The following is a 12,528-nucleotide window of genomic DNA, read 5'->3' on the forward strand; positions in this document are numbered from 1 at the left end:
CGGCAATGCGAATTTCTGTATCGAATATCGCCTGGGACGTCGCTGAAGACGAAACGCTGGCCGCGCTCTACGCGCGTCACGGCGTGGACGCCATCGACATTGCGCCGGGCAAATACTTTCCCGAGCCGGCGAAGGCCACCGCCGACGACATGGCGCGCGTCAAGGACTGGTGGGCGAGGCGCGGTGTCGAACTTGTCGGCATGCAGTCGCTCTTGTTTGGCACCTCGGGACTCAATCTTTTCGGCAATACCGCCAGCCAGGAAGCGATGCTCGCGCATCTCGCCGCAGTGTGCCGGATTGGCAGCGGCGTCGGGGCCACGCGCCTCGTGTTCGGCTCGCCGAAGAATCGTGACCGCGCGGGTATCGACGATGCGGAAGTGCTCGACATCGCCGTGCCCTTTTTTCGTCGTCTTGGCGACATTGCTGCCGATCAGGGCGTCATCGTCTGTCTTGAGCCGAATCCGCCGCGTTACGGCGCAAACTTCATGACGACGAGCCTGGAGACGCTGGGCGTTGTGAAACAGGTCGCGCATCCGGCCATCGGGATGCAGCTCGACACCGGCGCGATCACGATCAACGGGGAAGACCCGGAGACGATTGTGCGCGAGTGCGCCCCGGCGATCGGCCATGTACACGTGAGCGAGCCGGATCTGGTTCCCGTCGGCGACGGCAAAGGCGACCACGACGCCTTCGCGCGCGCCGTTCGTGACCATTTGCCAGATCACATTGTCACCATCGAAATGGTCGCGACGAAAAACGAGCCGCACGACATTTCGATCGAGCGCGCGCTCGGAACGACGATTTCGCATTACCGCGGCATACGAGCCGGAGCGCGCTGATGAAGTGGATCATTCTTGCGTTGGGCATCGGTTCCAACGCGGCGGCCAGCGTGCTCGTCAAGTTCGCTATGCTTCCGCCGCGGAAATTTCCGTCGCCGGCCGACCCGATGGCCGCGTTGACCAATTGGCCGTTCTGGCTTGGCCTCGGGCTCTACGGCGCGGCGTTTCTGCTGTACGCGGCGGCGCTTGCGCGGCTGCCGCTGAACGTCGCTCACCCGGTTCTGACCTCGGGCGCGATTGCCACCGTCGCACTGAGTTCGGTGCTGGTTTTCCGCGAGCCGTTTCACTGGACGACCGGCGCAGGCATTTGCTTCATCGTAACCGGCGTTGTCCTGCTGACCTTGCGCGTATCTTGAGTACATCATGAACACAACTTCCCATTCGCCCTTGCGCGACGACCGCTCCGTCTGGCAGGTTCCGGCCTTCAATACACTCATGTGGCTCGGACGCCGCTACAAGGCGTGCGTCGTTATTCCGGTGATAAATGAGGGCGAACGCATTCGCAACCTGCTGGTGCGCATGCATGCGCTGAAGATTGCCGACCGCGCCGATATCATCATCGTCGACGGCGGCAGCACGGACGGCTCGCTGGGCGAAGATTTCCTGCGCAGCCAGGACGTGCGGGGGCTGCTGTTGAAGACCGCGCCCGGCAAACTGAGCGCGCAGTTGCGCTGCGCGTATGCCTTCGTGCTCGATCAGGGTTACGAGGAAATTGTTACGATCGACGGTAACGATAAGGACGATCCTGAAGCCATTCCGCGCTTCATCGACGCGCTGGGGAAAGGCTACGACTTCGTGCAGGCGTCGCGTTTTCTGGCGGGCGGCATCGCCGAGAACACGCCGAAGTCGCGCGACTTCGCCATTCGCTTCATTCACGCGCCGATGCTGAGTGTTTTTTCGGGCTTTAAATGGACGGACACGACACAAGGCTTTCGCGGCTACAGCCGGCGCATGTTGCTGGACCCGAAGATGGCGATTTTCCGCGACGCCTTCACGACCTACGAGTTGCTCGTGTATCTGTCATATCGCGCGCCGAAACTCGGTTACCGATGCATCGAACTGGCGACGACCCGACGCTACCCGAAGGGCGAAGTGCCGACGAAGATTAGCGCGGTGAGAGGCAATTTCTCGGTGTTGAAGGTCTTGTTCAAGGCTTGTTTCGGCGCGTATAACGCGTAATCGCCGCGGGCAAAACGGTGCACTGCGGCCCATTTCGCTTCCTTGCCGTGTGTACAGTGCGCCACGGAGCGTTGCAGCGAAGTGACGGGTGGCTCCCCAACGTGATGATTGAAACAGGAACTCCTCGCGAATGATCTCGTCGACAAGAAGATACGGCACCGAATGGCTTGCTTTCGGCCTTGTCTTCATGGCTGTCTTTTCTGAACTGCGATTTGCAACCACTTCAGGTTCAACGGGCAACGTGGAGCAGTGGGTAAATCTGACAAACTCGGTCTTCTACGGAACGCAGGATTTCCTATTTAGTTACGGCCCCCTTTACTGGCTAGTGGGCGGTGCGACGTCGATGCACGACGTCTATTCGTACTGGGCGAGCATCGCATTCAGCAGCTTGGTTCAGGCCTTCTTTTGGGCAGTGTTGTTCGCACTTTGCTTTAAAGCACGCAATTACATATTGTTTGGGATCGCGTACATTTTATTCTTCAACGGTCTGGTTTTCTCGTCGGCATTCTTTCTTTGGCCGCTAACTGTGGTCGCGTTCCTTGAGTACTCACAGAATGCGCCTCTGAAGCTAAAAGGAAGGTGGCTCTTTAGCTTGGGAGTTGTCGCGGGATTTTTTTTCTACGTTCGCTTTTTCTATGGCACATTCGCGGTTGTGACCTTCGGGACGTACTTCGCGACGCGTGCTTGGTTAGATCGCCAAATCCGGGATTTATTGTTTCTATTCGCTGGCGGCGTAATCGCTTACGTCGCGGTTGGAACGTCGATTTTCCACCAAAGCGCGAGTCTGGTTGATTACCTGTTGATCAACAATCAGTTGAACTTCGGCAACTCGGTGGACATGACCATCGATGTCGATAACGTTTGGCGCACGTATGTCGCCGCAGCACTCGTATTCCTGTGTCTGAACGTCTACGCTCTTTGGCGGCGTCCTCGGTTGCTCCTCACCGTCAATGCGTTGTTCGTGGTTCTGTTTAAAATCGGGTTCAGCAGGACAGATCATTACCTCTCCTACTTCGTGGCCCCTGGCGCCGTCGTAATCTGCGTCATGCTTTTCGATTCCAGCCGGCAAGGCAGACTGCTGTTCGTGGTGGCTGCGAGTGCGCTGTATTACATTGGAGTCTATCCGAGCTTCCCGGGCGCACCGACCCGGAATGCATTGAAAGCCGGAATTGACTTTTCCGTGCCGTATGACATGCGCATGGCGCAAGCCTATGCGCAATACAAGCTTCCGGACTCGTTTCTGCAGAAGATAGGTCGCTCGCCCATTGATGTTTATCCCTACAACAACGAATACATATACGCGAACAGGCTGAACTACAGTCACCGGCCATTATTTCAGAGTTACATGACGCTAACGCCGCGCCTCGACGCCATGAATCAGCAGTTCTTTGAGTCTCCCCAACGCCCAAAGTACGTTCTTTGGACTGCAGGGATCATGTGTCCGGGCCCCGAATGCAACCCGTTCGAGGCCTTCGACGCGAAACTTGCGTTGAATGAAGATCCCCTCACGTCGGCAACCCTGTTACTCAACTATCGTATCGTCGATCGGTTTAACGTACACGACGGCAAGCCCGCGGCATTGTTCGAGGCGAATACTTCCACGACGCGTTATTCCGAGCGCCTCATTGCCTCCAACACGATGCAACTCGGTGTCTGGTATGCCGTGCCCCGGGCAACGGGCGGCGTCATCAGGTTGAAGCCGGCGCTGAAGTTCACCTTCCTCGGAAGACTGCGAAATCTCCTGTTCCGAGGCGCACCCCTGAAGATCAAATACAAACTGACATCGGGGAAAGTGCTTGAATTCCGTACAAATGTACTGAACGCGCCGAGTGGGATCTGGATCACGCCCTTGCCCACCAGTTTCAGTCTTGAAGGCCAGACGGTCGAAGCAGTCATGCTGGAAACTCGCGCATCGAACTATCTTCAGCCTTCGTGGAAGGCGGATTGGGTTCTTGTGCCAATCACGGCAGTGCAGGCAACGCCTTCGAGGCCCAACGCAAATTAAAGCCGGCTGCTTGCAAGGAACAGTCGAATGCAAATGGGGCGATGACTTCTTCGCCGCCCTATTTGCCCTTTCGAAAGACCGGCCGCCGCTTAGCTGGCAACTTTCGCGCCGTCCGCTGGCCTAGACCTGATCCGCGGCAACAGTATGGACAGGCAAGTCCCAACGCAGATGAGCCCGAGCGGAACTGTTGGCAAATCCCAGAGTACGGGGTTCAGAAAGTAGTGAACAAAGGAGTGCCCCTTCGCCAGAACGAACCATGACATCGGCGCAGCGGTACTAAAGAAGAAACAGATGCCCAGTGCCCTATGACGGAGATTCTTCGAAAGTACAAGGCAAGCAGCTGCGGCGCACAGCGCGACGAGCACGACATAGAAAGACACGTCAATGCCCACAAGTATCGGCTGCAGGAGTTCGCCGAAATATTTCGACAGAACATCCAGGAGGGGCGCATTCGTGCCTAACGCCGGATCGGTTCCTGCCGAATACGTGCGGCGCGCCATGTCTTCATGAATACCCGTCAGTCCGCCCGCCACCGTACCGCCTAGAATTTTCGCGTGCACGAGCAGGACCCCGAAAAACGCGATCATGCCCGCGCCTCCAAGCTTGCATATGGAGATGAAAATCTGCCGGATGGATGCCGAATCCCTGAATCCGACATAAACGACGGGGACCATCGACGCGAGCATCACTGTCGACAAGTATTCGTACCCACAGGCGGCCTTGATTGCGATGCAGATGGCGTAGCCCAGACATGCCGTAAAGCCAGACCGTCGGTCAAACGGTTTGGACGCTCCCATGACCAGACAAGTGAAGGCCAAAGGCAAAAACCATGTCCACTCCATCCAGTACATATTGCCCGCAAAACCCATGAACCACGGTGAAAGTATCAATCCCGCACCAGCAAAGAGCGCTGGAAGAAAGCCGAACTCGACGAATGCACACACGACGATGATAGCCGCCAGCGCAGCCAACGCCGTGGTATTGAGTGCGCGATAGGCATTTAAATCACGACTTCTGAAATGCTCATAAAGGTTCGAGAATAAAAATCCCGCAATTCCGATCTGGCTTCCATATCCGTGAAACGGCGCATCAATTTTTTGTAGCGGAGTGTAGGCGGCTGGCGAAAACATCGCATCCGTGAGAATCGGCCCGTCGAGCCGCACGTTTATGTAAAGCGGATTGACGCTTAAATCCAGAATGTTGACAAGCGTGCCATTAGGCAAACGAATCTTGGAGCCGGGAGCGTAATGGGTGAAGTTGACCACATTGCGCTTAACCATGAATCCGCTGAAGGCGCGCGCGATGCCCGCATCCCAGTTCGGATCGGAGTAATTGAAGGGCTCGTGACGAGTCAATGTCTTGAACGAGCTATCGTCGAACTGTTTATAGCAACCCGGCTTGTCCGGATAGACACCGAGCCCGAGCCGCGGCCGCTTAGGGTCCGGATTCGTGGCGTCGCGGACGATCGTGCATACGACGTAGCCTTCAGAGTAGCGGTCGAAGAGCGCCTGATTGACTATCGAAAGTGGGTCTTTGTGGAACACCAAAGCAAAGACAATAAACACGAATGCCGTAGCGATGACGGTCGACAGTTTGAATCGATGCAAGATGTTCCTCTCTACGGGCTTGTAATTTGCAGCTTTGGAGCAAGGTGGCACAACGTCAGCGCCGACCTGTTTCTCATCAGGATGTAAATATCGTAGATCCCGTCGGGGACGGCCGACAACGCGAGATCGCCGTCATATCCAGAGCCGACCAACGTCGGAATTCCAAAGTACTTCGCAACGTCTGGCCGCGGTGTTTGCCTGATAACAGGCGCTCGGTACTGCGTTTTAGACGATGCAAGAACGAACATTGTCTCGTCCGGCATCTGCACATCGTTGAAGGCCCAGCCGGATACCGCAAGGCGCTCGCGTCGACTAACGACTAGCGTATTAGGGGAGACGGGCCTACCGTTCAAGATATCTAACGAACAGTGGCCGCCCCATCTGTAAGGGTCCGCCATGCGAAACGGTACGCTCGCAGGCAACGTGAGCCTGCCCACGTTGAAAGCTGCCTGTGGCTGGCAAGCCGGGGCGTTCGCATCGGGACAAGCAAATACGCCCGCAACTGTTTCACCGACTGTGACAGCCGGAGTTATTGCGGTAAAAGCCGCTGACGGCAAAGATTGCGCCGCACTAAGCCCGCAGCACAACGAGGCGGCGACCAAGACGATAATCGACGACCGGTTCACTGACCTAAGCCTCGACCGGTCGAATGCTCGGACGCTTGCCGAGGATCAGTCGACGCATCGGCGTTTCCACGAGAACGAAAAGCAGCGAAGCGAGGATAAGGCATGCGGCCCAATACAAGTATGGCCCTATAGGCGCGTTAGCGATGGCAGGATGCGCCTGGAACCATAGAAGTACTGTCGTATGAGTTAGATAGAGAGAGAAGCTCGCCTCGCCCAGAAACACCAACGCACGCGAGGTAAGTGCCCTGGAGACGGCGCCGCGACCAAGCGCGAACACCACGATTGCAGCGGCAAAAACGATTGCTGACCCGCTTTTGACGGAATAATACTGGAACGCTGCCGCCCAATTCCCCGGGAGCACCTGAACCCAGGGCAAGCGTGGCGTGATATGCATTGAAATAGCAATGACCGCGAGCATCACGAACTCGTCAATTGTCGCGCCCTCGGTGCTGATGGCGCGCTGCTTTTCGCTGATTCTCTTGTATGCAGCGCAGGCTGTCATACCGAGAACGAATTCGAAGAGACGCGCGAGCGGGTTGACATATAAGAGGCCCATCGAGTTAATGCCGGTGTCGGTCTCACTAATTGGGATCTGAAAATGGACAACCATCCAGATGAAGAAGAGTGTCACTACAGCCGCCACCCCGAGTACTAATGCGTAAGATCGTCGTAGCCCGAGAACCGCCAGGGGAAACGCAAGGTAGAAGAAGGCTTCGGTGGAGATGCTCCATGCAACGCCATTTAGCGTCAAATAGACGTTGCGGAAAGGTATCCAGGATTGAACGAGAAAGAGGTTTGCGACGAAGACGCAAAATGCTCTTGGCGAAGAAAGATCTGCCGTATTCCACGTATGCGCGATCAATGGAAGCAACAGGATGGCAACAATGTGGAGAGGCCACAGACGGGCGAACCGGGCACGATAGAACCGCCGCAGTTCGTTTTCGACATGGGGATAGTTGTAGGCGAGGATGAAGCCGGACAAGACGAAGAAAAACGAGACGCCCTGTGCCAACGAGAAATTAGTTGCAATGCCGAACGATCCCCACAGACCATGGGCATGTCCGAGAACGATCATTCCGGCCGCGAAAAAACGCAAGGACGTTAACGCGTCGAGATGTCTACCTCGTGCGTCGGCCGGCGCACCACTTCTGACCATGTTCTTCGAACTCCTAGAAAATGAAGATGTTACCGACGATTCTCATTGAATAGAAATGGTCGATGTCATGCAAGCGCAAGGGTGTACCGCAGCACGAAGAAATGCGTCAGTCAATTTGCGGGCCTTTGCCGAATGCTTGAACCAACAGCTTCCAAGACGGCCTGCTACGCTTGTCAAACGACGGTTCCATAGACGCGAAGCGTATCGTCCACCATGTCGCTCACAGTACGCGGATACGCGGTCTTTGCGATCATCGCACTGAGCAGATCACGGTCATCGACCAGCCGCTGCATTGCGACCGCCAGCGCGTCCACCGAACCTCGCTCGAACGACAACCCCGTCTCACCTTCGCTGATGAATTCGGTCAGACCCTCGACGTTAGAGACGATCACCGGCGTATTCGTCGCCAACGCATCGAGCAGCACCAAGGGACTGTTCTCGTACCACACCGACGGAATCACCAGCACGTCCATGCCCGATAGCACACGCGCCATGTCGGTCGAAGGGAACGTTCCGCGGAATTGCACGCCTTCGCCCGCGATCTTCTCAAGCTCCGCGAAGTAACGCGGATCCTGTTGCGCAGGCCCGTAGATATCCAGCGTCGCGCGCCCTTTCGGCAACCGGTTGAACGCATTGATCAGCAGGTCCGTTCCCTTATGCGGAGCGATTTGCCCGATAAAGCCGAACCGGACCGGGCCATTTGCAGGTCGTGTATCGGACAACTGATTACGATCGATATCCGTTCCGAACCAGATGGCATGCATCGGGTTCTTGAATCCGTTGTCTTTATAAGCGTGCTGCAGGAAAGCCGTGGGCGTGATGAGCGCCGCATATTGGGCGTAAAGATTTCTGAGAGCATCCGGGCGCAGACGAAGATCTTCGATCACCGGGCCAATCGAACTTTGTCTGATGCGGTCCAGTCCACGTGCGCGCATGATCAGCGAAGCCGCAGGTTCTGCGAACTTCTCCTTCGCGAAAATCCTATATCGGGGGCTTGCACCCGGCTGTGCCGAGACGGCCTTTCCGTAACACGCCAGACAATTGGAACGTGACGCGTTGGGGCCGGCACATAGGTCGCCCGCAGCATTCTCAAGCTTGTTGTTGAAGCACACGCCATAGAAATCCGTAAGCGTGCCGACAGTGGGAATGCCCTTCGCGCACAACACTTCGAGCAGCACTGCAGTGTGATTGACGAGATGCGTCACATGCACCAGATCAGGATGAATCTCGTCGAGGATGCCTTCCAGCACCTCACGAACTTCGGGCTGGTGATAGGTATCCCGCACCCGCCTGTTTGGCATGTAATTCTTGTCGAAGCACACCACCGGAATGCCTCGATACTCGTATCTAGTCACAACGGCGGCCTGCCGCTCTTCACCTGGAAAAATCGCCGTCACCACTACGGGGTCGTGCCCCAGCTCTTTGAGCCGAAGCGCCAAATTCAACGTGTATGTTTCTGTCCCGTAGAAATGTCCCGGAAAGAAGCAGTGAACAAAAAACGCGATTTTCATGAAAAAGCTGAACTTGAGTTCCGTGAGACGACCGTTGCATGCACATTGTCGTAAAGCGCGCAATAGGCCGACACCATTGCCTGAAGCGAAAAGTGCTGTTGCGCTCGGTTCTTGTGGGCGAGCGCCAATCTAGAACGTTCCGGAATATCCTGCAACAACTGGTTAACTATTTTTGCGAGTTCCTCTGCATCACCGGCCGGCGCAAGGTAATTTTCGTCATCTACAATTTCTCCGATCGCGCCGACGTCGTATCCGACCACCGGGACTTGCATGTTCATTGCAAACGGACTTACCTGTCCGAAGCTTTCCTTCCAGACCGGCGCGACGAACACCGCCATCTGACGGTAAAGGTTCGGAAGTTCGTCGTAGCCGACATATCCAGTGAAGTCAAACTGCTCGCTGACACCCGCTTGAGCAACCGAAGCCTTGAAAGGCTCGAGAAGGCTTCCTCCGCCTACGATCAGGATCCGGGCCTTCGAATTCATCTGCGCCACGCGAATAAATGGAACGATGGCGCTTTCGTTCAGCTTGTCGCGTTCGAGGCGATACACCATCCCGACGCGCGTCCCGCTCGGCTTTTCGTTCTCTCTCAGCGAAAACAACGAAAAGTCGGAGCCGGGATAGATCACGCAACTCGGAGCGTCCTGCACGCCGAATTCGTGCTCGACATATTGGCTCACATAGACATTGCGCACGATGGAAGGCGAAAGAAACGGCGCTACCGGCGTATTGATGTTCTGCACGACGGGAATGTTAAGCGCCTCTGCGGCGGCGAAGGCTTTCGCGTACCAAGGCTCATCGCAGTCGCCCCAATAGTGAACGTGAATGAAGTCGGGAGCCTGCGCCTTGAAGAATGCAAGAAACTCGGCTGCTTCGCCTGGCTGGCGAATTTCGTGGATATCGACACCCGTGTAAGCCTCGGGCGTGGGAATGAAGCTCGTGAGAATCGTTTGCTGATAACGATGCCCGATACCCTCGATCAGATCGACCACGAGCTTCGAAGAACCGCCCGTCATGAAATTGGCGATGACATGCAGCACGCGAGGCCGCTGCGCCAGGTCCGGTTTGTTCTGTCGCACGATGTAGCTGTTGGCGCTGGAACCTCTGCGCGCAACTGGTACAGCCGGCAATTGCGGCACGACAGGATCGGGAGGCGGCGAGATTAGTGCCCGCGCTTGCGACACGAAACGTGACAGCGGACGCTTTGCGAGCCGGGGAGTCGACATGGCCCCGATCAGATAAGCCGCGCGTGCGAACTGCCTTGCCGAGAGCGGCCGGCGCGTCAGCGCATCGCGCAGCCGGAACCACTTTGTGCGCGCCAGCGCGTCCCGTGCCTCGTATGAACGATCGAGTTGGGCCCGAAGGTGTTCGCTCTCGGCCGAAACTTGCTCGAGTAGTGCATCCGACCGTGCTGCCTGCTCCAGTTCGCGTATGCGGTTGCCCTGCATCTCCAGGAGATTTCTCGACGCCTCGAGATCTCTGGAAGCCGTGGCAAGCGCCTCTTCGCTGCTCGCCATAAGTTCGCTGTGCCGCGCAACCTCCGCATCTTTCTGCTCGATACGCGCGCGCAGTTGCGCCAACTCGCCGTTGATGCCTTCGCTTGTTTGCATGGCGATCTGACTATCCTTCGCTTGCAAGACTCCGTTGAGGCGACGAATCTCTTCACTCAGTTGAACGATAATTCGGTCCTTCTCGCCCACCTCATCGATGATGCGTTCGTTCAGTTGCCGGATCTGCGAACTCATTTCCTCGAAAATCGGCGCTTTCTCTTCCCGAAGCAGATTCAGCCGATGAATTTCTGTGCGCTGGACTTTCAGCGCATCGTCCTTGAGAAGAATTTGCTCGTTCAGATGCGTCATTTCGGTCGCGGTGGTCGGCGCGACGATCAGTTCAGCATGAAAAACTTTATCGCGGTCAACGCTCGACCTGCCAGCAGTGCTCTGCTGGAAATCGCGCTCCGTGCGAGCGAAACGTTCCAGCGCGTCGTCGCCGACCGTAACCGATGTGCGCGCGAGTGCCGCCTCGAACAATGCCCGGAAATGCAGCGACGTTCCCTCCGCCGGTGCGGCGACGGACCGCAGTTCCCAGAGCGAGCAATATGCGCCCCGAAACAGCAGATAGCCGAGCTCAATCGACTCGCCCAGCTTCCATTCGAGATCGAAGAAACGCGCCTGTTCACCACTGACGATCAGATTGCGCGGCAGTCCGTCGACGAGACGGCCGTCGATCGGCGTGTCGAGGGCGGGCAGCGGGTCCTTCGCACCCAGTCCGAGTTCAATCTTCAGCGCCTGCAGCCACCGTTCGTACCATTCAGTGAACGTTTCCACCGACCACCCCGGCACAGATAACAATTGCGAGAGCCGATGCTGCCAATGCTCGCCCGCGAAGAACGGCGCATCGTCGACCGGAAGCGCCTGGACATTGGATGGTGGGAAGGGCCGGTCGGGAAACACTCGCGAGTGACGAACGACTAGCCTGCCCTCATCGGCCTGGCGAATCTGAAGCGCCTTCGCGAATTCCGGGAGCCGCTCCACGGAGTAATGACAAGCCACCACCGCTGGGTCAGAAACGGCGACTTGTTTTCGCGAGGCAATCACCAGAAACGAGTTCGCGAGCGCCGATGCCAGGCCGTTGCGGAAAACCGGCATCCACGCGCGTTCAGGAGAAAATACCTGATAGAAAGGTCGCTGAGGATCGGCAGACGAAGCGCTCGCGATCATCGGTCCGAAGTCCGCGCCCAGCCGGCCCGAAGCGGCGTCTTCGTTGAACAGGGAAAGCGGCAGCTTGTAGTCCGGGAACGGATACCACCACTGCTGAGAGTCGAGACCGACAGCGGCGATATGCCGGCCAAGTTCTTCTTGCCCGAATGTCGCCACGCCTACCGGCGAATAACGTTCCTCGATGCCAAGCATTGGTACGCCGGTGTGATCTTCCGCGGCGCCAGCGAAATATTTGAGGCCAAGCTGATTCTCGATCGCGACGAAGAGATTGCCGCCCTCGCCCAGCCGCGCCGCGCAGTCAGCCAGCAGCCGGCGCGTTCCGTCCTCGCCCAGAAATTTGCGCGCGTACTCGAGCACGCCGATCAACATGACCCCGTCGAACTCGCCCAGCAGATCGATTTTCTCGCTTGTCGCGCAAATGATCTCGACGTTGTCCAGATCGCGGCAACGCTCCCGCGCAATGGTCGCGCGCATCAGGCTGCCTTCCACCGAGACGACAGTCGCGCCGGCCTCACCGAGAAAGCGTGTCATCGCGCCGCAACCGCAGCCAATTTCGAGAATGCGCTTACCCGCAAACCACGACTTGAACGGACGCAGCAGATTCCCCCTGCGCGGCGTCAGATGATACGTTGAAGGCCAGTCCACCATGCGGCCGAACAGTTCGACCGAACTGGTACTGACATCGGCGCTGCCGCGAAGCGCGTCGAGAATGTACTTCTCCTGCTCTTCGCCGTCAGAGTAGTCGAACGGTTGGTGCGCCTTCTCGACCCAGACGCGGATCGATTCATCAAATTGAAAGAAACGGGATAAGTCCATGTTATGGGACAACTCTGCCTAACTGTATCGGGTCCGCCAAAGCGGCATTAGCTGACGCGGCGATGTATC

8 protein-coding genes are annotated in these 12,528 nt (G+C 57.1%); 4 read left to right on the forward strand and 4 right to left on the reverse strand.

Annotated elements, in window-relative coordinates; genetic code table 11:
* The first annotated feature begins 5 nt into the window (after window positions 1-5).
* From NCR40_RS10495 to NCR40_RS10510, 4 genes are all read left to right on the forward strand, one after another.
* A complete protein-coding gene (locus tag NCR40_RS10495; protein ID WP_250509415.1) occupies window positions 6-839 on the forward strand; it encodes a sugar phosphate isomerase/epimerase family protein in 834 nt (277 codons plus the stop codon).
* Complete coding sequence (locus tag NCR40_RS10500; protein ID WP_250509416.1) at window positions 839-1,195, forward strand: EamA family transporter; 357 nt, start codon at window positions 839-841, stop codon at window positions 1,193-1,195. Before NCR40_RS10495 ends, NCR40_RS10500 begins: the two co-directional genes overlap by 1 nt.
* A gap of 7 nt (window positions 1,196-1,202) precedes the next feature.
* Window positions 1,203-2,018, forward strand: coding sequence for a glycosyltransferase family 2 protein (locus tag NCR40_RS10505; RefSeq protein WP_250509417.1), 816 nt, complete (start codon window positions 1,203-1,205; stop codon window positions 2,016-2,018).
* 130 nt (window positions 2,019-2,148) lie between these two features.
* Entirely contained in the window at window positions 2,149-4,023 is a 1,875-nt protein-coding gene (locus NCR40_RS10510) for a hypothetical protein (RefSeq protein ID WP_250509418.1), read from the forward strand.
* An 89-nt stretch (window positions 4,024-4,112) separates the two neighbouring features.
* Here the strand turns inward: NCR40_RS10510 and NCR40_RS10515 are convergent, their stop codons facing one another.
* The 4 genes from NCR40_RS10515 to NCR40_RS10530 all read right to left on the reverse strand — a co-directional run bounded on the left by NCR40_RS10515 (window position 4,113) and on the right by NCR40_RS10530 (window position 12,459).
* Entirely contained in the window at window positions 4,113-5,630 is a 1,518-nt protein-coding gene (locus tag NCR40_RS10515; RefSeq protein WP_250509419.1) for a hypothetical protein, read from the reverse strand.
* A gap of 630 nt (window positions 5,631-6,260) precedes the next feature.
* The gene (locus NCR40_RS10520; protein WP_284507745.1) at window positions 6,261-7,412 is read right to left on the reverse strand and encodes an acyltransferase family protein; all 1,152 of its coding nucleotides are present in this window, start codon (window positions 7,410-7,412) and stop codon (window positions 6,261-6,263) included.
* 173 nt (window positions 7,413-7,585) lie between these two features.
* Window positions 7,586-8,923 carry a glycosyltransferase family 4 protein gene (locus NCR40_RS10525; protein WP_250509421.1) on the reverse strand — a complete coding sequence of 446 codons (1,338 nt, stop codon included), beginning with the start codon at window positions 8,921-8,923 and terminating at the stop codon, window positions 7,586-7,588.
* Window positions 8,920-12,459, reverse strand: a complete 3,540-nt coding sequence (locus NCR40_RS10530; protein WP_350029296.1) for a glycosyltransferase — start codon at window positions 12,457-12,459, stop codon at window positions 8,920-8,922. Before NCR40_RS10530 ends, NCR40_RS10525 begins: the two co-directional genes overlap by 4 nt.
* Window positions 12,460-12,528 lie beyond the last annotated feature (69 nt).

The organism is Caballeronia sp. GACF4 (genome assembly GCF_023631025.1).
Lineage (GTDB): Bacteria > Pseudomonadota > Gammaproteobacteria > Burkholderiales > Burkholderiaceae > Caballeronia.